Source organism: Gilliamella sp. B2911, from assembly GCF_026536965.1.
Taxonomy (GTDB): Bacteria; Pseudomonadota; Gammaproteobacteria; order Enterobacterales; family Orbaceae; genus Gilliamella; species Gilliamella apicola_E.
Genome location: NZ_JAFNNA010000002.1, coordinates 117,845 through 140,959 on the forward strand (window position 1 = coordinate 117,845; position 23,115 = coordinate 140,959).

The 23,115-nt window shown below is 36.9% G+C and carries 22 protein-coding genes and 2 pseudogenes; 8 read left to right on the top strand and 16 right to left on the bottom strand.

Annotated features, from left to right (window positions below; translation table 11 throughout):
- Positions 1 to 60 precede the first annotated feature (60 nt).
- From lysA to J3U27_RS02560, 4 genes are read left to right on the top strand one after another with little or no spacing between them, the layout of a single operon-like run.
- On the top strand, positions 61 to 1,458 hold the full coding sequence (lysA, locus tag J3U27_RS02545) for a diaminopimelate decarboxylase (RefSeq protein WP_065563732.1): 1,398 nt from the start codon (positions 61 to 63) through the stop codon (positions 1,456 to 1,458).
- A 53-nt stretch (positions 1,459 to 1,511) separates the two neighbouring features.
- Complete coding sequence (locus J3U27_RS02550; RefSeq protein ID WP_065563731.1) at positions 1,512 to 2,918, top strand: APC family permease; 1,407 nt, start codon at positions 1,512 to 1,514, stop codon at positions 2,916 to 2,918.
- A 19-nt stretch (positions 2,919 to 2,937) separates the two neighbouring features.
- Positions 2,938 to 4,044, top strand: a complete 1,107-nt coding sequence (locus tag J3U27_RS02555) for an alanine/ornithine racemase family PLP-dependent enzyme (RefSeq protein WP_065735086.1) — start codon at positions 2,938 to 2,940, stop codon at positions 4,042 to 4,044.
- A gap of 54 nt (positions 4,045 to 4,098) precedes the next feature.
- On the top strand, positions 4,099 to 5,484 hold the full coding sequence (locus J3U27_RS02560; RefSeq protein WP_267376761.1) for an amino acid permease: 1,386 nt from the start codon (positions 4,099 to 4,101) through the stop codon (positions 5,482 to 5,484).
- Between the two features lie 93 nt (positions 5,485 to 5,577).
- Here the strand turns inward: J3U27_RS02560 and J3U27_RS02565 are convergent, their stop codons facing one another.
- The 13 genes and pseudogenes from J3U27_RS02565 to aas all read right to left on the bottom strand — a co-directional run bounded on the left by J3U27_RS02565 (position 5,578) and on the right by aas (position 16,218).
- A complete protein-coding gene (locus J3U27_RS02565) occupies positions 5,578 to 6,180 on the bottom strand; it encodes a MarC family protein (protein ID WP_065735090.1) in 603 nt (200 codons plus the stop codon).
- A gap of 151 nt (positions 6,181 to 6,331) precedes the next feature.
- Positions 6,332 to 6,682: a 50S ribosomal protein L19 gene (gene rplS / locus J3U27_RS02570; RefSeq protein WP_065563727.1), complete on the bottom strand. Its 351-nt coding sequence runs from the start codon at positions 6,680 to 6,682 to the stop codon at positions 6,332 to 6,334.
- A 31-nt stretch (positions 6,683 to 6,713) separates the two neighbouring features.
- Positions 6,714 to 7,466 carry a tRNA (guanosine(37)-N1)-methyltransferase TrmD gene (gene trmD, locus J3U27_RS02575; protein ID WP_065563726.1) on the bottom strand — a complete coding sequence of 251 codons (753 nt, stop codon included), beginning with the start codon at positions 7,464 to 7,466 and terminating at the stop codon, positions 6,714 to 6,716.
- A 16-nt stretch (positions 7,467 to 7,482) separates the two neighbouring features.
- Complete coding sequence (rimM, locus tag J3U27_RS02580) at positions 7,483 to 8,010, bottom strand: ribosome maturation factor RimM (protein WP_267376763.1); 528 nt, start codon at positions 8,008 to 8,010, stop codon at positions 7,483 to 7,485.
- A gap of 18 nt (positions 8,011 to 8,028) precedes the next feature.
- Positions 8,029 to 8,277: a 30S ribosomal protein S16 gene (gene rpsP / locus J3U27_RS02585; RefSeq protein WP_065563724.1), complete on the bottom strand. Its 249-nt coding sequence runs from the start codon at positions 8,275 to 8,277 to the stop codon at positions 8,029 to 8,031.
- A gap of 262 nt (positions 8,278 to 8,539) precedes the next feature.
- Positions 8,540 to 8,908, bottom strand: a complete 369-nt coding sequence (locus tag J3U27_RS02590) for a DUF956 family protein (RefSeq protein WP_267376765.1) — start codon at positions 8,906 to 8,908, stop codon at positions 8,540 to 8,542.
- Between the two features lie 150 nt (positions 8,909 to 9,058).
- The gene (locus J3U27_RS02595; protein ID WP_267376767.1) at positions 9,059 to 9,970 is read right to left on the bottom strand and encodes a PTS system mannose/fructose/sorbose family transporter subunit IID; all 912 of its coding nucleotides are present in this window, start codon (positions 9,968 to 9,970) and stop codon (positions 9,059 to 9,061) included.
- 16 nt (positions 9,971 to 9,986) lie between these two features.
- Positions 9,987 to 10,787, bottom strand: coding sequence for a PTS mannose/fructose/sorbose transporter subunit IIC (locus J3U27_RS02600; RefSeq protein WP_065735105.1), 801 nt, complete (start codon positions 10,785 to 10,787; stop codon positions 9,987 to 9,989).
- A 21-nt stretch (positions 10,788 to 10,808) separates the two neighbouring features.
- Positions 10,809 to 11,351, bottom strand: a pseudogene (locus tag J3U27_RS11590) (PTS system mannose/fructose/N-acetylgalactosamine-transporter subunit IIB); the annotation flags it as partial.
- A gap of 59 nt (positions 11,352 to 11,410) precedes the next feature.
- A pseudogene (locus J3U27_RS11595) lies at positions 11,411 to 11,783 on the bottom strand (PTS sugar transporter subunit IIA); the annotation flags it as partial.
- A 186-nt stretch (positions 11,784 to 11,969) separates the two neighbouring features.
- Positions 11,970 to 12,881: an N-acetylmuramic acid 6-phosphate etherase gene (gene murQ, locus J3U27_RS02610; RefSeq protein WP_267330392.1), complete on the bottom strand. Its 912-nt coding sequence runs from the start codon at positions 12,879 to 12,881 to the stop codon at positions 11,970 to 11,972.
- Positions 12,868 to 14,055: a lysophospholipid transporter LplT gene (lplT, locus tag J3U27_RS02615; protein ID WP_220225625.1), complete on the bottom strand. Its 1,188-nt coding sequence runs from the start codon at positions 14,053 to 14,055 to the stop codon at positions 12,868 to 12,870. The genes murQ and lplT overlap by 14 nt, the downstream gene beginning before the upstream one ends.
- 15 nt (positions 14,056 to 14,070) lie before the next feature.
- Positions 14,071 to 16,218 carry a bifunctional acyl-ACP--phospholipid O-acyltransferase/long-chain-fatty-acid--ACP ligase gene (gene aas / locus J3U27_RS02620; RefSeq protein ID WP_267376768.1) on the bottom strand — a complete coding sequence of 716 codons (2,148 nt, stop codon included), beginning with the start codon at positions 16,216 to 16,218 and terminating at the stop codon, positions 14,071 to 14,073.
- Between the two features lie 183 nt (positions 16,219 to 16,401).
- Between aas and J3U27_RS02625 the strand changes: the two genes are divergently transcribed.
- Positions 16,402 to 17,376, top strand: a complete 975-nt coding sequence (locus J3U27_RS02625) for a hypothetical protein (protein ID WP_267376771.1) — start codon at positions 16,402 to 16,404, stop codon at positions 17,374 to 17,376.
- A gap of 310 nt (positions 17,377 to 17,686) precedes the next feature.
- On the opposite strand, the gene gpsA is transcribed toward J3U27_RS02625, so the two are convergent.
- From gpsA to J3U27_RS02640, 3 genes are read right to left on the bottom strand one after another with little or no spacing between them, the layout of a single operon-like run.
- Positions 17,687 to 18,706 carry an NAD(P)H-dependent glycerol-3-phosphate dehydrogenase gene (gene gpsA / locus J3U27_RS02630; RefSeq protein WP_065735117.1) on the bottom strand — a complete coding sequence of 340 codons (1,020 nt, stop codon included), beginning with the start codon at positions 18,704 to 18,706 and terminating at the stop codon, positions 17,687 to 17,689.
- A 25-nt stretch (positions 18,707 to 18,731) separates the two neighbouring features.
- Positions 18,732 to 19,202 carry a protein-export chaperone SecB gene (gene secB, locus J3U27_RS02635; protein ID WP_065563714.1) on the bottom strand — a complete coding sequence of 157 codons (471 nt, stop codon included), beginning with the start codon at positions 19,200 to 19,202 and terminating at the stop codon, positions 18,732 to 18,734.
- 25 nt (positions 19,203 to 19,227) lie between these two features.
- Positions 19,228 to 19,668 carry a rhodanese-like domain-containing protein gene (locus J3U27_RS02640; protein ID WP_065735119.1) on the bottom strand — a complete coding sequence of 147 codons (441 nt, stop codon included), beginning with the start codon at positions 19,666 to 19,668 and terminating at the stop codon, positions 19,228 to 19,230.
- A 130-nt stretch (positions 19,669 to 19,798) separates the two neighbouring features.
- Here J3U27_RS02640 and J3U27_RS02645 point away from each other — a divergent pair, with 130 nt between their 5' ends.
- The 3 genes from J3U27_RS02645 to glnL all read left to right on the top strand — a co-directional run bounded on the left by J3U27_RS02645 (position 19,799) and on the right by glnL (position 23,105).
- The gene (locus J3U27_RS02645) at positions 19,799 to 20,302 is read left to right on the top strand and encodes a DUF4952 domain-containing protein (protein WP_065563712.1); all 504 of its coding nucleotides are present in this window, start codon (positions 19,799 to 19,801) and stop codon (positions 20,300 to 20,302) included.
- A 269-nt stretch (positions 20,303 to 20,571) separates the two neighbouring features.
- Complete coding sequence (glnA, locus tag J3U27_RS02650; RefSeq protein ID WP_065563711.1) at positions 20,572 to 21,981, top strand: glutamate--ammonia ligase; 1,410 nt, start codon at positions 20,572 to 20,574, stop codon at positions 21,979 to 21,981.
- Between the two features lie 74 nt (positions 21,982 to 22,055).
- Positions 22,056 to 23,105, top strand: coding sequence for a nitrogen regulation protein NR(II) (gene glnL / locus J3U27_RS02655; RefSeq protein ID WP_267332421.1), 1,050 nt, complete (start codon positions 22,056 to 22,058; stop codon positions 23,103 to 23,105).
- The last annotated feature ends 10 nt before the right edge of the window (positions 23,106 to 23,115 follow it).

A 23,115-nucleotide genomic window follows, 5' to 3' on the forward strand; every position in this document is an offset into this window, starting at 1 on the left:
CATTGTAAGTGAGTAATCTTTTTACTTACCTTTTTTATGTACTAATTAACTGGAGGTCATATGTCCGACACAATTATGTCAAATTATAACAAAATACGCACAGATCTTATAACTAAAGATCGTCGTTTCAGTGCTCAAGGCGGTAAACTTTGTTTTGATGGTGTGAATTTGGAAGAATTAGCAAAGAAATATCCAACACCTTTTTACGTATTTTCTGAAAAAGAAATTGACCGTAATATTCAGGAGATCAAAGATTCGTTTAAAGCCCATCCAAATACTAAGATTTTCTATGCGTCAAAAACATGTTCAGTAATGGGTGTGCTTAAAGCGATTAAAGATGCGGGTATCTATGCAGAAGCTAACTCAATGTTTGAAGTTCGTAAATGTTTAGAAATCGGTTTTCCAGGTAGCCAAATTGTTTTCAACGGTGTGGTTAAAAAACCGGTTGATTTAGAATTTGCTATCCAAAACGATCTTTACATCATCAACGTAGATAGCCTATATGAGCTTGATATTATTGATGAGATTTCTCGACGTTTGAAAAAAGTTGCAAATGTTTGTGTGCGTGTTGAACCAAATGTACCGTCAGCAACTCACGCAGAATTAGTAACCGCTTATCACGCTAAATCTGGTATCGACTTAGAACAAGCTGAAGAGACTTGCCGTCGTATTCTTGAAATGCCTTATGTTCATTTACGTGGTTTACATATGCACGTAGGGGATCAAGTACCAGAAGCAGAACCTTTTGCAAAAGCGACTAAAGTATTAGTTGATGAATCACGCCGTTTAGAAGAAGTTCTTGGCATTAAATTTGATTTAATCAACGTTGGTGGTGGTATTCCTGTTCCATATAAATATGACGAAGAAAATGGTAATCCATTAGAAGACAATATGTATGCTGGTATTACTGCACAAGATTTCGCCGATGCGGTAATCAGTGAAGTACATAAATGGCGTACTGACGTTGAAATTTGTATCGAACCAGGTCGTAAAGTAACCGGTTCAGCTGGTGTGCTATTAACTGAAGTTGCTTGTGAAAAACGTAAAACTAACTACGATTTAGACGGTAACATCGAAGAACATGTTGAATGGAAATTTGTTGATGCGGGTTACAGCGTATTATCTGACAGTCAACACTTTGATTGGTTCTTCTATGTTTATGATGCATCAAGAATCACTGAGCAACATGATGAGTACATTAAATTAGCGGGTCCATTATGTGACGGTGGTGACTATTTCCATGTGGGTGTTAAAGGTGAAGAATTCTTATTACCTAAAGACACACAAATTGGCGATATCATTGCTTTCCTTGATGCCGGTGCTTATACCATCGAAAGCCAAACAGTTTATAACAACCGCCCACGTACTGCTGTTGTTATGATTGATAAAGAAGGCAAAGATCGATTGATTCGCCGTGAAGACACTTACGAGGATATGGTTGGATACGACGTGTATTAATCATGAACTGGCTGGGGCAATAACTGCCCCAGTTGTTATTATGTGAGGTTATTATGAGTGATTCTAAAGATTCAAGTTTACTTGGTATTAAAGACATTGTGTTTATGAATGTCATTGCAATATTGAGTTTACGTCAAATTCCTAATGTTGCTCCTTACGGAGCGTCAGCAATGGTGCTTTGGCTACTTGCTGCATTTTGTTTGTTTTTTCCATTAGCCATGGTTTGTGGTGAGCTTTCAACAGGCTGGCCAAAAGATGGTGGGATCTTTGTATGGGTAAAAGAAGCATTTGGTAAACGTGTCGGTTGGATAGTGGTTGTTTGCTTCCTGTTTTCATGTGTGCTTTTCTTCCCATTAATGTTGCAGTTTGGTTTTACTGCAATTGGTTATATGTTTAGCCCTGAACTTGCTCAGAATCAAGTATTTATTGGTGTTGGCTCCATGGCAGTATTCTGGATCTTAACGTTAATGAATATCAAAGGCATGAAATGGACTAAAATCATTAACAGTGTTAGTGCATGGTTAGGTGTATTTATTCCTGCTGCTATTATCGTGTTATTAGCTATTGTATGGTTAATGACTGGTCATCCAATGGCAACTGATTATAGCCATGTTAGTGATTGGATTCCGGATTTAAGTAGCTGGGATACTATTGTATTTTTATCAAGCATGATGTTTGCTTTTGCTGGGCTAGAAGTTGCACCAATGATCGCTGGTCGTACTCGTGATCCACAACGTGACTTCCCTAAAGCGATGGCGGTATCTGCAGTTGTTATCGTTGGTATCTATATGATTGGTACTTGGGCAATTAATACCTTATTACCTGCTGCTGATACTGATATTGTTGCCGGAGTAATGCAAGCGATGGAAGCTGCTGCTAAAGAGCTACACATGCCTTGGTTATTACCAGTAATGGCAATTTGTTTGTTCTTTGGTGCATTAGGTCAAATTAACTCATGGTTAGTTGGTCCTATCTATATGTTACAAGAAGCATCAAAAGAAGATAACTTACTTGGTGAACGTATTGGTCGATTACATCCTGTATATCAAACACCAGCATTTGCTTTAGTTATCCAAGCAATAATTGTAACGGTACTTTGTTTCTCAACATTCGTATCACCAAGTATTGCTGCTGCATATTGGATGTTAACTGCATTAACAACCATTTGTTACTTTATTCCTTATTTAGTGATGTTTATTGCGTACTATCGCTTACGTATTACTCAACCAGATGTACCACGTAGCTTCAAGATTCCTGGTAAAGTTTTACCAATTATTTTACCTGGTTTAGGTTTCTTATCTACGCTATTTGCGGTGATCTTAGTCTTTATTCCACCAGCACAAATTGATATGGGTGGATATGTTGAGTACATCGCTAAAATTGTTGGTGGTGCAGTGCTTGCAATTGTGTTAGCTGAATGGATATACCATCGCGCACAAAGACGTAACCGCTTGCAATAAGATATAGAGGAGTAAATTTATGTACAAACCTATATTGGAAATTGATTTAGGTAAATTAAAAGACAATGCCCGTGTTGAAAAAGAACTTCTTGCTAAACACGGCATTGAAGTGATGGCGGTAAATAAAGTCTTTGATGGCTGTGTTGAAACCGCCAAAGCGGTGCTTGATGGTGGTATTGATGTGATTGCTGAATCAAGAACCTACAATTTGAAGAAACTTAAAGATGCTTTAAATTGTAAAACTTGTTTATTACGCAGTCCTTGTTTAAGTGAGATCAGTGAAGTAGTGAAATACGCAGATATTAGCTTAAACAGTGAAAAACAAGTTATTCAAGCACTTTCTGATGAAGCGGTAAAACAACAAAAAGTCCATCAAGTACTTTTAATGGTTGATATGGGCGATTTACGTGAAGGTATTTGGTTTGAACATGTCGATGATATCATCGAAACAGTCAAACTAATCTTATCTTTACCAGGTGTTGAGCTTTATGGGCTTGGGACCAACTTCAACTGCTATGGTACTGTTCTACCAACTGTTAAAAATGGTGTGGATTTTTTACACATAGCGCGTAAAGTAGAAGAAGCTTGTAATATCAAGATCAAGTATCTATCAGCTGGTAATTGTACAAGTTACCATCTGCTTGATAAAGGGATCTGGCCAGAAGGGCTTAATCACATTCGAATTGGTGGTTTACATGAGTTTGGTATTGAGTATGTGGATATGAAATATCTTGATGAGTTTCATCACTCAAACAAACCTGTAGAAAAAGCTTGTAGTGACATGTATAAATTGTATGCACAAATCATCGAGCTTAATAGTAAACCAACCGTTCCTGTTGGAGAATTAGGTGTTGATGCCTTTTTGAACAGCAAAACTTTTGTTGATCATGGTACTCGTAAACGCGCGCTTCTCGCTTTTGGCCGTCAAGATGTGCCAGCAGAAAGCTGTATACCGATTAATGACAACATTACGGTCTTAGGTCAAACCAGCGATCATACTATTGTTGATATTGAAGATGTTTCTGAAACATTACGTGTTGGCGATATGATTGGGTTTGAGCTTGATTATACAGCCCTACTTATGGCTTGCCAAACCAATGGTGTAGAAAAACGGTTTGTTTATTAATATCTATCAGCTGCTGGGCAACCAGCAGCTATTATTGATTACTAGGCGGTTTACATGGCAACATCAGAATCTCAAGAAAGTCCTTATCCCAGTACCTTAAAGAAAAACTTAAAAAATCGTCATTTATTGATGATTTCGTTAGGTGGCTCAATAGGAACTGGATTATTTATTGGTATTGCAGCACCACTTAGCACGGTTGGACCGTTAGGCACGATTATCGCATATCTACTTGCGGGTAGTATTATGCTGTCGACCATGCTTTGCTTAGGTGAACTTTCTTGTGCATTCCCACATGCGGGTTCTTTTCAGCATTATGCACTAATGTTTATTCCACATCCTATTTGGAGTTATACCATTGGCTGGTTATATTGGTTAAGCTGGGTACTGTCTATGGCTGCTGACTTAACTGCAGCTTCGATGATCGCTCACCAAGTTTTTTCCTCTATTCCCATCTATATTCTTAGTCTAATTATTTTAACCGTTATTACTTGTGTCCATTTAACGTCTGTTAGAGCTTTTGGCGAAAGTGAATACTGGTTTTCAACGATAAAAGTATTGGCCATTATTGCATTTATAGCTGTTGGCATTTATTTACTCTATCATCAATATAATCAAACACATGTATTACCAACACTTAAAACCGAACAAGGTTGGTTTCCTAGTGGATTTCTATCAATTTTTGTTTGTATGACAATTGTTACTTATTCATTTCAGGGCGTCGAATTAATTGGTAGTGCAGCGGGTGAAGCGCAATCACCTCAAAGCGTATTGCCAAAAATTATCACTGGTGTGGCTTTTCGTATTATCTTGTTTTATGTGTTAGCGATTGCGGTGTTAGCACTAGTTTACCCTTATGGAGCAACCCATAATGAAATTAGCCCATTTGTTTGGGTATTCAATAAAGCCGGGATTACCTTTGCTTCATATGTGATGCTCTTTGTTATCTTTTGTGCTGCAATATCGGCCGCTAATTCGGCTGTTTATGCCAGCTCGAGAATGCTATGGTCGATGGCTCAAGATGATTTAGCACCAAAATACTTTTCAGAAGTCAATAAACGAGGCGTGCCAACTAAAGGAATATTATTTATCGCAATTATTGCGTTAGTTTCGCTGTTTTCTAAATATATTGCTGCTGAAAAATTATATCTCTATCTGGTAGCAAGTACTGGACAAGTTGGTTGTTTTGCTTGGATTATTATTGCTTGGTGCCAATATCAATTTCGTAAGGGAGTGAATGAAGGCAAATACTCTGAAGATATGATCAAATTTAAATCTCCGCTATTTCCTTGGTTAGCGATGATTTCTATTACTGTTAACATTATTATTATTGGTGGGGTATGGTTTGGTGAATCAGGGCATTTTATTCTATTATCTGAGGTAATCTTAATTTTCGTAATTTTAGCTTCATATTACTTTTTCAAAAAACGTAAATCCGATTAACTTTATTATCAGTTTATGTAATCACCTTAACTATCAATTATAGGTGATTACTTACTGTTAGAATTGAACTTTTAATTATCTGAATTATAAAACTTATTTTAAAAATGCAGAGACGCCAGTAAATACAACTTGAGCGGCAATAGCTGATATTAATAACCCAGTAAGTTTTGACAAAATTGCAATACCAGTATTTTTTAAAACGTTAGCAATGCTTTTTGCGCATAGTAACATGGCATAAATACCGCTTGAGGCAATCAATAGCGAAAGGGCGCCAATCAGGTTTTGCATACCTACCGAACTTGTCCCCATAACAATAATCGTACCAATGGAGGCTGGTCCCATACATAAAGGTATTGCAAGAGGAACCACACTAATATCATCATCATCAGTATGAATTTTATTTTTTTCAGGTGAATCATTCATCAATGAAACAGCGGTAATAAATAGTAATGCTCCCGACCCAATTCTAAAAGCATCGAGTGTAAAACCAAACACACTAAACATGGCATTACCAAAAAAGAATAACACAATACCAATAATAAAAACGGCACACGATGTTTTAAGTGCAGTCTTTCGGCGTTGTTGTTCATCATATTGTTTAGTACCACTTAAGAATGCACTTAGCACTGCTGGTGGTGTCATTAACGCGAATAACTTGGTTGTGGTGGCGAGAATTTCAACAAGATAGTTATCCATAGTATTACCCTTTATAGCTTTAGATATTGCTTGAAATCTGTCAACAATTGTTGGCGGGAATCAACTATACACATAAAAACGGTCACCATAAAGGTGACCATATTTAATTGGATATAATTTTAATAGTTTATTAAATATTAACCAATTTGAATTAGTTAAGGCGCTCTTTAATACGAGCCGCTTTACCACGAAGTTCGCGTAAGTAGTAAAGTTTAGCTTGACGTACTTGACCACGACGTTTCACAGTAATTGAATCAACAGTTGGTGAGTGAGTTTGGAATACTCGTTCAACACCTTCGCCATTCGAAATTTTACGTACTGTAAATGCAGAATGTAAACCACGATTGCGAATTGCAATAACCACACCTTCATATGCTTGAAGACGTTTTTTGTTACCTTCAACAACCCATACTTTAACTTCTACCGTATCACCCGGACGAAAAGACGGGATGTCTTTTTTCATTTGTTCTTGTTCTAATTGCTGAATAATTGCATTTTTCATAATTTTGTCTCTTACTAGTTATACTGAAATATTAATGGCTCGGTTTATCACGATATTCACATTGGAATTCAGTGAGTAAACGTTGCTCTTCATCAGTCAGAGCTAGATTTTCAAGAAGATCTTCTCTTCTCAACCAAGTTCGTCCTAGTGATTGTTTCAATCGCCAGCGACGAATCGCTTCATGGTGACCAGACATTAACACATCAGGCACCGCCATTCCATCTAACACCTCAGGTCTGGTATAGTGTGGACAATCAAGTAAACCGTTTGCAAAAGAGTCTTCTTCTGCTGATGATTCATGATTCAATACACCTGGAATAAACCTTGCTAATGCATCAATCATTGTCATCGCCGGTAACTCACCGCCACTTAACACGTAATCCCCAATTGACCATTCTTCATCAATTTCGGTTTGGATAACGCGTTCATCTATACCTTCATATCGACCACAAATCAAAATCAATTTTTGATATTGTGACAACTCGCAAACACCTTGTTGGTTTAATTTGCGCCCTTGTGGGGAAAGATAGATTACTTTTGTATTTTCACCTGCTACTGCTTTCGCCGCATGAATCGCATCTCTAAGTGGTTGTACCATCATTAACATGCCGGGACCACCACCATAAGGCCTATCATCGACAGTCTTATGCTTATCATGCGCAAAATCGCGCGGGTTCCAATATTCTACTGTTAACAGTCCGTTTTTTACTGCTCGACCAGTTACACCATAACAGGTAATAGCTTGGAACATTTCGGGAAAAAGGCTAATTACGCCAATCCACATATTCTTACCATACCGATTAAAATGCGGGATCCCAATCGACCACAATCATTTTTGTTGTTAAATCAACTTGTTTAATAAATTGTTCTTCAACAAAAGGAATTAAACGTTCTGTTGCTCCAAATGCATCTTTTAGATTTGCTTTAACAACCAACACATCATTAGAACCGGTTTCCATTAAATCAGTTACTTGACCTAAATCATAACCGTTAATTGTTTTCACTCTACAGCCAATCAAATCTTTCCAATAGAAATCGCCTTGATTAAGCTCAGGCAATTCTTCTGCATCAACGAATACTTCAGCATTAGTTAACGCATTGGCTTGATCTCGATCATCAACGCTTTTGAGTTTGACAATCATATCTTGATTATGAGGCTTAAAGCTCTCAACGATTACTTCCTGCCATTTTCCAGCACGCTGGATATACCAAGGTTTGTAATCAAAAATACTATCTGGAAATTCTGTAAACGAAAAAATCCTGAGCCATCCACGAATGCCGTAGCTTGAACCAAGTTTACCAACAACGATTAGATTCTCAGTATTCATCTTTACACTATTACTTAATTAAGCAGCTTTTTGTGCTTGTTTGATCAATGTATTAACACGATCAGAAATAGTAGCACCTAAACCAACCCAATAATTTACGCGATCAAGATCTAAACGTAATTCTTCTGCTTTACCTTGTGCAATTGGATTAAAAAAGCCAACGCGCTCAATAAAACGACCATCACGTGGGTTACGGCTATCAGTGACAACTACTTGATAAAAAGGGCGCTTTTTAGAGCCACCACGAGCTAAACGAATAGTTACCATAACATCCTCTTAAATTAAAAAATAATCTTTCTTTTGCCCAACACGGACAAAATCAAAGCCCCAAAATTATACTCTTTCTAGCAAAAAGTGCAATGGCTGATTGTGTGTGAAAAAGTTAGGTAGCATCAGTTATCGACAAGCTTAGTTATAAATGAACATAAATTCATCTTTTTAACTAGTTATATTATAAATAATTAGCTTCATTGATAATGGTGAGCTTGCTTGCTATATAATGATATATTTTAAAAGTGATGGTTGATCTTTAAGACTTTTTCCGGAACAAAGCTCGTTTTAACACGTCAAAAAATCCTAACGCTTTGACCATTTTTTTGCTATCAACATAGACACGCATTGCTCTTAATACTTTTTTGGGCTCTTTGGACGCGAAAGCGAACGTGCCGTCTTTTTTGGTTTGTATGGAGTAACGAGATATCCACTTACCTTTAAAAAATACCGATGCGATAACATAATCGACCTCTTCCCAAGGAATTTGAATATATTTCCGAGGATCGCGTTGATGATAGAATTCGAACGCCTTATCACCAATCATAATCTGGCCATATTCTGAAAAACCTGAAAAAGCAGTCGCTTTTACTGTTAAATCTACTTTGGTATTTAATGATTGAACCATTTAGCTACTTATATCCATTATTTTAATCTGAGTTGCTAAGGCACCCTTTTCTCATTATTTATGGAGAAAAGGGTGATTTATGTTTGAGGAAAAACAGCAATTTTGCTTAAAAAGTGCGCTCCTCAACTTTTTTAGTCAACATTGTTGGCTTTATAAAAGACCAATAACATGACCAGTAACACCGACTAAGAATAGTGCAAGAATAATTATAATAGGTGATACTTTTTTACGAAGTAACCACATACAGAAGAACGTTAATAGTAATGGCACAAGTCCAGGAATTAGCTGATCTAAGTTATTTTGTAAAGTCGTTACTTTGTCTTGACTAAGTGCGAGCCCATCTTGCATTTGCATCAATGCTTTTTGTATACCTTCGGCACCAGCAGGTAGGGAATTCCAGTCAATAAATGCACCATTATCTAATTTTACTGTGGATACGACTGGTTGGAATTTTATTGATACCCACCTTTGTACTAAAGCCGCCAGTACAAACATCCCCAAGATAGACGCACCTTTAGTGATTTTTTGGAGTACACCACCACTTAAGTTATCGGTAATTTTAGAACCAGTACGGTAACCTAATTCTTGGGTAAACCACATGAAGCACATGCGAATAATGTTCCAAAGTAGGAAGAATAGAATTGGACCTAGAATATTACCACTTAAGGCAAGTGAGGCACCTAGTCCACCAAGCATAGGACGAAGTGTAAACCAGAAAACTGGATCACCAACCCCAGCTAAAGGTCCCATCATTCCCACTTTTACCCCTTGAATAGTGACATCATCTACAGGCGCACCATTAGCACGTTCTTCTTCTAGGGCTAAAGTCACACCAAGTACAGGCGATGCTAAATAAGGATGTGTATTGAAAAATTCTAAATGGCGTTTAAGTGCTGCCGAACGATCTTCTTTTGTGGTATATAATTTTTTGATAGCAGGAATCATTGAATAAACCAAGCCACCATTTTGCATACGTTCGTAGTTCCAAGAACCTTGAAGGAAAGTTGAACGCCAAGCTACCGATAAACGGTCTTTTTTCGATAAATGAATTCGATCTGTCATGTTCTTCTCCAAGTTCTTAGTAATCATTTAAAATATCATCAAGTGGATCGCCTTTACTACCAGCATTTGATGAATTGCCACGTTCAGAAAGATTTAGATAAATTAGTGCTAGAGCAATACCTAGAGCACCAATTGCAATCAAGGTTAATTGTGATATCGCGGCAACAACAAAACCAATAATGAAAAATGGCCAAACTTCACGACTTGCCATCATATTAATTACCATCGCGTAACCAACAGCCACTACCAAGCCTCCACCAATACCCATACCTTCGGATAGCCATTTAGGCATTGAATTTAATGCGTCTTTTACCACTTCAGCAGGAATAAATAACAGCGCTGCTGCTGGTATTGCAATACGTAAACCTTGTAAACAAACCCCTAATATTTGTAACCATTCGATTCTACGGATATTACCTTGCTCTGCTGCAGCATCCATTAAATGCACTAATGGGACGGCAATAGTTCGCACAATCATCGTTAAAAATAAGCCAGCAACTGCTAGTGGGATGGCAATAGCGATAGCTGTCGATACTCCAGCCTCACCTTGTCCACCAAGAACTAAAATAATAGATGAAGCAACAGCAGCAAGCGCGGCATCAGGTGCAACCGCTGCGCCAATATTTGCCCAGCCTAATGCTATCATCTGTAATGAACCACCTAACATTACGCCAGCTTCTAGATTTCCTGTTACTAAACCAATTAGTGAACAAGCAACTAATGGTTGATGGAATTGGAATTGGTCTAAAATACCTTCCATTCCAGCTAAGAACGCAATAACTATCACTAAAATGATAGCAATAATTGATAAAGTCATAATAATAACCCCTTAATTAAACTAATTCTTTTGTTCAGCTAATTCTTGTTTCGCTTTCTTTAATAATTCATCCATATTATCCTCAGAATCATTAGGTACTTTGCGAATATCGAATTTCACATTTTTCGCTTTTAATTTCTCGAATGTATCAACATCTTCAGCGCTCATTGATAGCACTTTGTTGACCATTACCTTGCCGACAGAATGCGCCATTGAACCAACATTTAATGTTTGAATATCAACACCGCCATCTATAGCGCGAAGTACATCTTCAGGGTTTTCGAAAAGTAATAAGGCTTTGGTGTTACCAAAACGGGGATCATGCGCAACTTCAATAATTTTTTTAATTGGCACAACATTGGCTTTAACACCAGGAGGTGCGGCTTCTTCAATCAGTTTTTTCCTTAATTCATCTTTGGCAACTGAGTCTGAAACCACAATAATACGATTAGGGTTAGTCGCTTTAGTCCAAGAGGTTGCCACTTGTCCATGTAACAAGCGTGAATCAACACGCGCTAATACAATTTTCAATTTACCATCGCCTAAAACAGTACCTTCAGGGATAGTGCTTGTTTGTTGATTGTTTGGCGTTGTTTTAGCTGCCACTTCAACCGTTGTTCTAATACCATCTTGGGCTGATTCAATAATGGCGGCAGCCACTTCTTTGGCGGTCTCCATCGATAAACGTGATGAGTATGCCTCAATCAACATTGGAAGATTTAAACCTGCAACGATAGCCCAATTTGGATGTTCACCACAGAGTGTATTGGCTTGGTTAAATGGTGTTCCACCCCATAAGTCGACTAAAAAAAGCACTTCATTTTGATCATCGAAAGTAGCAATTGCTGCCAGCATCCGTTCCTTTAAGCTTTCAGGACTATCACTTGGATGCAAAGTAACGGCTTTAACGTTTTCTTGCTCTCCAAATATCATCGTCCCTGATTGTAAAATACCTTCAGCAAACTCACCATGAGTTGCCAAGATTATTCCAACCATAACGTACCTCCCAGTTTTTTATATTATTGCTAATATAAAGTTAATAAAATAAATCTATTTACTTATTTTAGTTAACAATATGATTTATAAATTCGATCTTCATCAAGGTTTGATAAAATATATCGCTAAATTTTAAAATAATCTTTCTTTATCAGAACAGTAATATTTGTGTAATGCTAAGAAAGATTATTTATTGCTTTGTTCTAATGCTTTACGGATAAAACCATTATTTTGTTGTAATGCTGTTTTTGCTTGCTGAGCTGTTAACCCTGCAAGAATCATTAAAATAGCTGTTTTACAATTTTTGTTACATTGACTTAGTGTTGAAATAGCCGTCTCCCGACTACAATCGGTTGCTTGCATGACAATTGATATTTGACGTTCTACGAGTTTAGCATTAGTGGCCTCAACATCAACCATTAAATTACCGTAAACCTTACCAATTTTAATCATGCTGGCTGTGGTTAACATATTAAGTACTAATTTTTGTGCTGTACCGGCTTTCATTCTTGATGAACCGCTAACTACTTCTGCGCCAACAATTGGGGTAATGGCAATATTGGCCAAGTTAATCATCGGTGCATTGGGGTTGCAACATAAGCTAATTACTGTTGAACCCAGTGATTGAGCATATTGCATACCGCCGATAACATAAGGTGTGCGTCCACTTGCTGCGATACCTACTAAAATATCTTTTTTGCTAAAATTGATATTTTTTAGATCATTAACTGCTAGCTCAGGTGAATCTTCTGCATTTTCAACCGCTTTAAATATGGCAGGGTGCCCGCCAGCAATTAATCCAACGACTTGTTCTGGAGGCGTTCCGTAAGTAGGTGGGCACTCGCTCGCATCTAAAATACCTAATCGTCCAGAAGTGCCGGCACCAAGGTAAATTAAACGGCCATGATTTAAGAAAGCCTGGCTGATTGCATCTACCGCATTGGCTATATTAGCTAATTGTTTTTCGACTGCGATTGCCACTTTTTTATCTTCATTATTGATAATTTGAAGTATTTCAAGGGTGGATGCGCAGTCGATGTTCTCGCTCGCACTATTGCGATTTTCGGTGATCATTGCCGATAAATTAATGTTTGACATGTGATTTTAAACCTAACCATACAAACCCGATAAGAATGGCAAATAGCATACCAAAACCTACACCGATTGTAATAACAGATAATCCACAAGCAATAGCTAACGTATAAGCGCTGAGCATAATCATCATTGCACTATATTCGCTTAAGTTTTGTATCGAAATTACACTACCAGCACCAATAAGCTCTTTCCCCATTTTTTGAATTAATGCATTTAGTGGGACTAAAAAATAACCACCTAAAGCACCAATAATCACTAATAGAATATAAGAACTCGTCATATTGCTTTGCAAGGTAAATGCAATGACGGCAAACCCCATTAATATTCCTGCTGGAATACACCGTAATGTATTGGATATTGAAACCATAGCACTAGCAAGGCCAGCACCAACAACAATACCTATTGCCACAACAGCATTTAGATTTGTTGGGGTTGAGTTGTCAGTAATACCTAACACAATTGGCACCCAGCTAATTAATAAAAAGCGCAAGGTAATACCCGCTCCCCAAAATAGGCTAGTGCCAAGTAAAGTATAAAGTGCTTGTTTATTATTGAAAATGATTTTAAAGGTTTTAGCAAAATCCTTTATCATACTCATAAACTTCCACTCAATGTCTTTTCGAGCGACAGGAAGTTTAGGAATAAAAATATTGGCTATAACAGCTAGGCCATACATTATTACACAAGTAAGTAATGCCAATGTGATGTTTAAGTCAGCAATATGGCCTCCAGCAAGTGAGCCTAGTAAAATAGCTGCAATTGTTGATGCTTCAATTAAACCATTTGCTTTCACTAAATTATCGCCTGAGGTTAGCTCACCTAAAATACCATATTTTGCTGGTGAATAACCGGCTGCTCCCACACCGACTAGAAAATAACCTAAAAATGGATTGATATTTAGGCAAATAACAGCAGCACCTAATAATTTAATACCATTTGAGATCATCATCGCTCTGCCTTTAGACATGCTGTCAGCAAATTGACCAACAAATGGCGAAAGAAGGATGAAAGGGATGACAAAACCGATTTGTAATGCCGATTGGCTCCACTCTGGATAATTGAGTTGTTTAATAAAAGCTAATATTGCAAAGAAAATAGCATTATCAGCAAAGGCTGAAAAAAACTGGGCTAGCATGGTTGCAGCCATGCCAACGGTTAATAAAGGCTGTTTATTCATAGTGAATCCTTGCTATTATTCATTTTCATCAGCCATTTTGCGTAGCGTAATAAAATCGATTTTGCCAGTACCAAGCAATGGTAATTCTTTAACCACACGAATATCTCTAGGAATGGCTAATGCAGGAATACCTAAATCTTGTGCTGCCTGATTAAGCTGTTCTCGAGTTAATGTAGTTGAAGTAGTAAATAGCACAAGCGCTTCACCTTTAGCTGCGTCAGCTTTTACTGTAGCGCCATGCATGGCATCAGGATCGACTTTTCTAGCTAGCGCTTCAACACTTTCCAGTGAAACCATTTCACCCGCAATTTTAGCAAAGCGTTTTAATCTTCCTTTAATTGTTAAAAACTCATCTTTATCAATATCTACGATATCGCCAGTATCATACCAGCCTTTTTCTGCATTACCATTTTCATCAATGGCAACAGGCTCTTCAAGTACGCCGGGTTTTTCAACTCGTAAATAACCTTTCATTACGTTAGGTCCTTTAAGCTGTAATTCCCCGCCATTGGTAATCCCTGGGATAGGTATCAATCTTGATTGCATTCCTGGCAATAGACGACCAACAGTTCCGGCTTTAAATGCCATTGGCACATTAAGGGCAACAACTGGTGCACATTCGGTTACGCCATAACCTTCTAAGATTCGAATGCCATATTTATCTTTCCACTGTTCTCGCACCGCTTCGGAAAGTTTTTCAGCGCCGGCAACCACATAACGTAATCGCATAAAATCATAAGGATGAGCGTAGCGAGCATAATTGGCTAAAAATGTTGGTGTGCCAAATAACACGGTACAGTTTTGGTCATAAATGATTTCTGGCACCATACGATAATGTAATGGGTTCGGATATAAAAAGGTACGACTTCCAGAAAACAACGGTAAAAATAAGCCGGCAGTAATACCAAAAGCATGGAATAATGGCAATGCGGACATAAAACGGTCAGCCGGTGTCGGATCGATAACGGTACGAATCTGTTCAACATTTGCCAATAAACTACCATGGCTGTGCACTACACCTTTAGGATTGCCTTCTGAGCCTGATGTAAATAACACTAAAGCTTCGTCATCACTTGATTGTTGACGTTTCACTAAACGTGGAATGTATTGATGAAGTGCAACATAAAGTTTATCAACAAAAGTCAAACTACTACGCAAGTCCTCAAGGAAATACCAATTTACGTCCTTAATTTCTTCTAATAGATAATCAAGCTTACCTTTTTGAATAAATTTGCGTGAAGTAATGATCGTTTTTATTTCAGCCGCAGTAATTGCACAGGTTAACCCTTTAGTTCCTGCTGTATAATTAAGCATGGCTGGAATACGATTTTTGACTGATAGACCAAAAATAGTTGCAACAGTAATCGTTGCATTAGGGAGCAATAAACCAACTCTTTCTTTTTGTTTGGTAATCTTAGAAATAATGCAACTAACACCGATAATTTGCTTAAGCAAGTTTCGATAAGAGGCTTCGTGAGTGGTAGGATCTTGAACCATTCGCGATTTTACCCCATAGCGAACTTGGGCTTCGAGCAACGCTTCAAAAAGTGTCAATTTTGGTCGACTTGCCATTCTGGCATTCATCATAATTTGATGTAATTTTTCACCAGCAATATATCGTCGTTCACTTGCTTTTGGTGCATCAGGCATTGGGATTGATGTTGGTTCCAATACATGAATTGTAATTTTAGGAAATAGATGACGTTTAAATAAGCCTTTTAAACGGCTAGTTAACGTAAATTCTGCACCTTCAATCCAGACAGGTACAATCGTTGCTTGAGAACGAGCAGCAACAAATGCTGCACCGTCATAAATCTTCATTAATGAGCCGGTTATGGTAATTCGACCTTCCGGGAAAATAACAATTGGTCGTCCTTTTTCAATTTCACGAACTAACCTTTTAATCGCCATTGGACTTAATGGATCCATTGGCACAAAATCAACGTAACGTTTGGCTAAACGGACTAGCCAATGATCAATGTAGCCTGCGTAGATAGCAAATACTGGTTTAACTGGTAAAAATACGCCGATTAAAATGCCGTCTAGGAAGGAAACATGATTAGGTGTGATAAGTAATCTGTCTTGTTTTAAATTATTGAGATTCCCTTGAATCTTTACATGAAATAAAATTTTTAGAAAAAACTTTAATATTTTAAATAACATCTGATTTCTCAATTTCCGTACAAAATTGTACTTTGTAATAATAATGAAAATAAATTAAATATACAAGAAAGCGAAAATTATCAATTTATATTGATATTAAACAAGAGTTTTTAATTTTTTGTTGGTAAGATTAAATAATGGATAATAAATAATATGAAAATAAATATTAAATAAGGAATCGAAATGTTAATTTTAACTGCCCAAGATATTCAACAATTCTATACTATGAAAGATGCCGTTGCAGCGGATAAACAAGCACTGAAAATCTATACTCAAGGTAATAGTGAAGTTCCATTACGCATCAACTTTGACATGCAAAAAGGGCAATGTTTGATTATGCCTGCTCATATAAAAGAAAATGATGTGGTTGGCTTGAAAATTGTCTCGGTTTTTCCTGATAACCCGAAACTTGGTAAGCCATCTGTTCCCGCGCAAGTGTTTATGATCGATCCGTTAACAGGCGAAATTTGTGCGATGTTAGATGGCACATTTGTGACCCAATTACGCACAGGCGCGGTACAAGGTGCAGCTACCGATTTATTAGCCAGAAAAGATGCTAAACGTGCTGTATTAATTGGTACTGGTGGACAAGCTGCTTCACAGTTAGAAGCGATGTTAACCGTCCGTCAATTGACTGATGTGGCGATCTTTGGGCTTGATGTCAATAAAGGCAAGCAATTTACTGAAGAGATGAAAAAACGATTCGCTCATTTTTCCACTAACCTCTATTTTTCGAACGATTTGGATGAAGATATTCGCCAAGCAGATATCATTACCTCTGTCACCACATCAAAAGTTGTGACATTCAATGGCGATTTGGTTAAACCAGGAACACATATCAATGGAGTAGGTGCTTACACGCCAGAAATGCACGAAATACCAAGTAATATTGTTAAAAATGCTGATATTCGCGTACTTGATACCAAAGATGGTGTATTTTCTGAGGCGGGTGATATTATCGATCCAATTAATCAACATTTAGTTACAAAACAAGATTTTTATGAATTAGGTGATTTAGTTATTGATCCACAAAAATGTCGCCAAAACGATCAACAAATCACGTTATTTAAAAGTGTGGGAACGGCAGTATTAGATGTCTATGTTGGTTATGATATTTACCAGAAAGCCAAGGAAAAGGGCCTAGGAATGAGTGTTTAAAACGCCTACCAAAAACCACGACATATCAAAAAAAGTTGAGGAGCGGGGTTTTTGAGATCTTAAATTAGTGTTAGCCTTGTTTTTATTGAACTTAGTAGCAGGTTAATCATTAAAAAAAGTTGAGGAACGGGGTTTTTGAGATCTTAAATTGGTGTTAGTCGTGTTTTTATTAAACTTAGTAACAGGTTAATCATTAAAAAAAGTTGAGGAACGGGGTTTTTGAGATCTTAAATTAGTGTTAATTCTGTTTTTATTAAACTTCATAATAGGTTAATTATAAAAAAAGTTGAGGAGAGGGGTTTTTAAAGATCTAAGACTCGCTTTTTAATTCTTGTTTTTGTGAGCGACCCAATAATGACATGGCTGCAAGTTTTGGATCTTTATGTTCGTAAAGCACTTTATAGATTTGTTCTGTGATAGGCATATCAACATGATATTTTTGAGCTAATGCCCAAACTTCTTTAGTATTTCGGCAACCCTCAACCACTTGAGCAATAATATCTTGTGCTTCTTGAATGGATTTGTTTTGACCTAATAAAATACCAAATCGACGATTTCGGGACTGATTATCTGTACAAGTAAGTACCAAATCGCCTAAACCAGCCATCCCCATAAACGTGGCAGGATCGGCCCCAAGAGCTTCGCCTAATCGCATCATTTCGGCAAGTCCGCGGGTTATTAAAGCTGTTCTCGCATTTGCACCAAAACCCAGCCCATCGGACAAACCAGCACCAATTGCAATAACATTTTTTACCGCGCCACCAAGTTGAACGCCAATAAAGTCTTTACTGCTATAAACACGAAATGATTTACTACAGTGAAATAAATTTTGGAGTTCAGTTAAAAATTGATCATCGGTTGAGGCAACGGTTACTGCTGTTGGTAAGCCTGATGCAACTTCTTTAGCGAAAGTAGGGCCTGAAATAACCGCTAATGGGATTTTATCACCCAATACTTCTCTGGCAACATCTTGTAATAGTCGACCGGTATCGACTTCAAGTCCTTTGGTTGCCCAAACAATTTTGCTATCTTTTCTTAAAAATGGTTTGATTTGTTTAAGAATGCTACCAAATGCGTGGCTTGGAACAACAATTAATAAAATTGGTGAAGCTGAAACGGCAGTTTTAAGATCCGCTTCAACTTGAAGTTGGTCAGGAAAAGAAATATCCGGTAAAAATTGTCTATTTTGTCTATCATGTTGCAAAATAGCCATCTTATCTGGGTTATGTCCCCATAATAAAGTTGAGTGGCCATTTCGTGCCAGTAATATTGCCAGCGAGGTCCCATAAGAACCTGCGCCAATCACTGTCACTGCTGCATTTTTATTCATAAACATAGACTTTATTAACTAGTAATTACTGTAAAGTTTCAGTCGATTCGGTTTTAGCTTCTTGCTGTTGCAAATAGCTAATGAATAAAGCTTCAAAATTTACAGGTTCTAAATTAAGTTGTGGGAAAGTTCCTTTATTTACTAAGCTTGAAATAACTTCACGCGCATAAGGGAATAAAATATTAGGACAATAAGCACCTACACAATGTTGAATTTGAGCATCGTCAAATCCGATAAGCGAGAAAATACCTGACTGAGTCACTTCACAAATATATACAACTTCTTCTTGTTGTTTTACGGTTACTGTGACACGTAAAGAAACTTCATGCACACCTTCACTCAACGCTTGTGATGATGAATTTAGTTCTAAATTCATTTCTGGTTGCCATTGTTTTGTGAAAATTTCTGGAACGTTGTTTGTTTCAAATGAAACATCTTTGGTATAAATGCGTTGAATAGCAAATTGTGTTTCAGGTGTATTGTTTTGTTCTGTCATGATAAAACCTTATTTTAATATTATATTATTTTCTAACTAATGGTAAGTTTTCGCCGTTCCATCCAGCAATACCATCTTTTAATGTAAATACATGCAAAAAGCCCTGTTTGACTAATACTTCACCAATGCTTGCTGATGTTAAACCATTATCATCAACCACGATGATAATATCTTCTTTAAATTTTTCAATGGTTTTTGCGCTAGCATTTTTAATGTCAACGGGTAAAATGTTGTGAGATTCAGTAATATGCCCTTTTTTGAAACTATCTGCTGAGCGAATATCGACAATAACTGCGTTTTCTTTGTTGATCATACTAATTGCTTGCGCGTTATTAATTATTTTCACTTTTGATAATTTACTTTTCACGGTCATTACAATGATTGCAACGAATAACACAATCCAACCTAATGAAAGTAAAAGGTGATTTTGGATAAAAGGTATAATTTCGAGTGTAACAAAGTCCATACTTTTATGATTACCTATTATTATTAAAAATAGGTTAAGATTATAACGATATTGTCTACTGAAATATAGACCTAAAGGGAGAAATCTTATTTTAAGCTAATAAGATTTAAAAGTTTTAAGGATTGAAACTATGTTATTTAAAAGATTTATTTTGTTGCCATTCATTTTCGTTACTTTAATTTCGTCAGCATTAGCAGAATCAAATAATCTTAATACTGACGAAATACTAAGCCTAGAGGAACTAAAGGAAGATAGTCAATCTAGTTCATTAGGGTTTGATCCGAATCTAACTTGTCGAGACTTTTTCCATGAAATTGATCCAAATGCCCCTGATTTTTTTCAATATGAAAAGTGTAGGACAACCGACTATGGGCAAACATGGCCTATTGAGGTTATTTATAAAGTTGAAGGTAAATATGCTAAGCAAGCTCATGAATATTTAATTAAGACTATGGGAATGGGCGATTTGAAATTCGTATGTTGTTATTGGGAACAACTAAAACCAGTAGCAATTGTCAATCCAAAAGATAATGTATTATATGAGGCTACATTTATTTCGGAAGAAACCCTAAAAAAGGATTGGGATAAAACAACCTTTTATTTAATAATAAAAGGTTATCGAAAAGAATCGTAGATCATTCAAAAGAGTTAGCAAATTCACTTTTCATTAATGGCACCAAAATGTAACGCAAGTAGCAGTATGTTACATTTTGGTGCATTATTTTGGTGCCATGTGCATTATTTTGGTGCATTAATGTTAATTTTTGCTATTATCTAACCAATAAAAACCGTTCAAAAATAGTGGTTAAAAAATTGGCATCAAATTTGCATATAATTTAATAAATAGGCAAATATGCCTTTGAACTGAACATTTATTTTATATGTCCTCAATGGAGAAGCTACATGTCTACACAAAAAGTTTTTACACTAATAAAAGAAAACGATGTTAAATTTGTTGATTTACGTTTTACTGATACTAAAGGTAAAGAACAACACGTTACCATTCCAGTTAGTCAAATTGACGCAGATTTTTTTGAAGATGGTAAGATGTTTGATGGCTCTTCAATTGCAGGTTGGAAGGGGATTAACGAATCAGATATGGTGTTAATGCCAGATGCATCAAGTGCCGTGATTGACCCATTTTTTGAAGATGTGACATTGAATATTCGTTGTGACGTTTTAGAGCCAGCAACATTACAAGGCTATGATCGTGACCCGCGCTCAATTGCTAAACGCGCTGAAGAGTTTTTAAAATCATCAGGCATTGCTGATACTGTTATTTTTGGACCAGAACCAGAATTCTTCCTATTTGATGATGTGCGTTTTGGAACGCCGATGTCAGGTAGTTTTGTTCATATTGATGATATTGAAGCTGCTTGGAACTCAGGTACTAAATACGAAGAAGGTAACAAAGGTCACCGTCCAGGTGTTAAAGGTGGTTACTTCCCGCTTCCTCCTGTTGATTCATCACAAGATATCCGTTCTGAAATGTGTTTAATTATGGAGCAACTAGGTTTAGTTGTTGAAGCTCATCACCATGAAGTTGCAACTGCTGGTCAAAATGAGATTGCTTGCCGTTTCAATACATTAACTAAAAAAGCTGACGAAGTGCAAATCTATAAATATGTTGTACAAAATGTTGCACATGCTTATGGTAAAACCGCGACATTTATGCCAAAACCAATGTTTGGTGATAATGGTTCTGGTATGCACTGCCATCAATCACTTGCTAAAGATGGTGTGAACCTTTTTGCTGGTGATAAATATGCTGGCCTTTCTGAAATGGCTTTATTCTATATCGGTGGTATTATCAAACACGCTAAAGCAATTAATGCTTTTGCTAATCCAGCAACTAACTCTTATAAACGTTTAGTACCGGGTTATGAAGCACCTGTTATGCTTGCATATTCTGCTCGTAACCGTTCTGCATCAATTCGTATCCCTGTTGTTACTAGTCCTAAGGCTCGTCGTATCGAAGTTCGTTTCCCAGATCCAGCTGGTAACCCATACTTATCATTTGCTGCACAGTTAATGGCTGGTTTAGATGGTATTATCAATAAGATTCATCCGGGCGATGCGATGGATAAAAACTTATATGACTTACCACCAGAAGAGTCTAAATTAATTCCACAAGTTGCAGGTTCACTTGAAGAAGCGTTAAATGCTTTAGATGCGGATCGTGAATTCTTAACCCGTGGTAATGTGTTTACTAATGACACTATCGATGCTTATATCGATTTAAAACGCCAAGATGTTGATCGTGTACGTATGACTCCGCATCCGGTTGAATTTGAATTGTACTATAGCCTATAAGTCATTATTTTATTATTTGAAGTTTTAACCACCGCTGTTTGGCGGTGGTATCTAATGAGAACGGAGTGCTTACGATGACATTTGATAATGAATCTGATGCGAATCTTGTTCTCGACTCTATGATAACCAATATTTTATTACTTGATAAAAAGCTCAATATTCTTTATGCCAATACTGCGGCACAACAATTACTAGCCCAAAGTTCTAAAAAAATATTAGAAAGTTGTCTTCCTGATTTGTTAGGGTATTTTTCGTTAGACCTTGATTTAATGCAAAATGCCTTAGATCAAAACCAAGGTTTTACCGATAGTGAAGTAAATTTAGTGATAAATAATGAACTACATATTTTATCATTGACGGCACAACTGCTTGCTAATGGTCATATTTTGATCGAAATGGCACCACTTAATAGCCATAAAAAACTAAGCCAAGAACAATTACAACAAGCTCAACAAAATGCAGCACGTGAGCTAGTCCGAGGACTTGCCCATGAAATTAAAAACCCATTAGGTGGGCTTAGAGGTGCAGCGCAACTATTATCACGTGAACTGCCTAAAAATGAGTTGCAAGACTATACACAAATTATTATTGAACAAGCAGATAGATTAAGGAATCTTGTTGATAGGTTATTAGGTCCACAACAACGTTTACAACAAAAACAGCAGAATATTCACCAAGCTATTGAGCGAATTTATGCGCTTTTAAGTTTAGAAAAGCCGTCAAACGTAACGATTATACGTGATTATGATCCTAGTCTGCCTGAATTAGTACATGACTCTGAACAGATTGAACAGGTAGTTTTAAATATCATTCGTAATGCGATACAAGCGATTGGTTCGAAAACAGGCTCTATCACAATAAGAACGCGAACGGCATTTCAGGTTACTTTACATGGTCAGCGTTACCGACTTTGTGCGCGCATCGATATTGAAGATAATGGACCTGGTGTTCCAGTTCATATTCAAGATACTCTTTTTTATCCGATGGTAAGTGGTTATGAAGGTGGTAATGGTATCGGTTTGTCGATTGCTCATAATATTATCGATCAGCACCATGGAAAAATTGAGTTTAATAGTTGGCCAGGCCACACAGAGTTTTCTATCTATCTGCCCATCAAACAATGAGGTTAATTGA

Coding starts and splice junctions, on each gene's coding strand:
- secB (WP_065563714.1), bottom strand. CDS start 19,202: ATGACAGAACAAAACAATACACCTGAAACACAATTTGCTATTCAACGC.
- lplT (WP_220225625.1), bottom strand. CDS start 14,055: ATGAATAAACAGCCTTTATTAACCGTTGGCATGGCTGCAACCATGCTA.
- rimM (WP_267376763.1), bottom strand. CDS start 8,010: ATGAATACTGAGAATCTAATCGTTGTTGGTAAACTTGGTTCAAGCTAC.
- lysA (WP_065563732.1), top strand. CDS start 61: ATGTCCGACACAATTATGTCAAATTATAACAAAATACGCACAGATCTT.
- J3U27_RS02565 (WP_065735090.1), bottom strand. CDS start 6,180: ATGGATAACTATCTTGTTGAAATTCTCGCCACCACAACCAAGTTATTC.
- J3U27_RS02640 (WP_065735119.1), bottom strand. CDS start 19,668: ATGGACTTTGTTACACTCGAAATTATACCTTTTATCCAAAATCACCTT.
- J3U27_RS02590 (WP_267376765.1), bottom strand. CDS start 8,908: ATGGTTCAATCATTAAATACCAAAGTAGATTTAACAGTAAAAGCGACT.
- J3U27_RS02645 (WP_065563712.1), top strand. CDS start 19,799: ATGTTATTTAAAAGATTTATTTTGTTGCCATTCATTTTCGTTACTTTA.
- rplS (WP_065563727.1), bottom strand. CDS start 6,682: ATGAAAAATGCAATTATTCAGCAATTAGAACAAGAACAAATGAAAAAA.
- J3U27_RS02625 (WP_267376771.1), top strand. CDS start 16,402: ATGTTAATTTTAACTGCCCAAGATATTCAACAATTCTATACTATGAAA.
- murQ (WP_267330392.1), bottom strand. CDS start 12,881: ATGTCAAACATTAATTTATCGGCAATGATCACCGAAAATCGCAATAGT.
- rpsP (WP_065563724.1), bottom strand. CDS start 8,277: ATGGTAACTATTCGTTTAGCTCGTGGTGGCTCTAAAAAGCGCCCTTTT.
- glnL (WP_267332421.1), top strand. CDS start 22,056: ATGACATTTGATAATGAATCTGATGCGAATCTTGTTCTCGACTCTATG.
- J3U27_RS02595 (WP_267376767.1), bottom strand. CDS start 9,970: ATGACAGATCGAATTCATTTATCGAAAAAAGACCGTTTATCGGTAGCT.
- gpsA (WP_065735117.1), bottom strand. CDS start 18,706: ATGAATAAAAATGCAGCAGTGACAGTGATTGGCGCAGGTTCTTATGGG.
- J3U27_RS02555 (WP_065735086.1), top strand. CDS start 2,938: ATGTACAAACCTATATTGGAAATTGATTTAGGTAAATTAAAAGACAAT.
- J3U27_RS02550 (WP_065563731.1), top strand. CDS start 1,512: ATGAGTGATTCTAAAGATTCAAGTTTACTTGGTATTAAAGACATTGTG.
- aas (WP_267376768.1), bottom strand. CDS start 16,218: ATGTTATTTAAAATATTAAAGTTTTTTCTAAAAATTTTATTTCATGTA.
- J3U27_RS02560 (WP_267376761.1), top strand. CDS start 4,099: ATGGCAACATCAGAATCTCAAGAAAGTCCTTATCCCAGTACCTTAAAG.
- glnA (WP_065563711.1), top strand. CDS start 20,572: ATGTCTACACAAAAAGTTTTTACACTAATAAAAGAAAACGATGTTAAA.
- trmD (WP_065563726.1), bottom strand. CDS start 7,466: ATGTGGATTGGCGTAATTAGCCTTTTTCCCGAAATGTTCCAAGCTATT.
- J3U27_RS02600 (WP_065735105.1), bottom strand. CDS start 10,787: ATGACTTTATCAATTATTGCTATCATTTTAGTGATAGTTATTGCGTTC.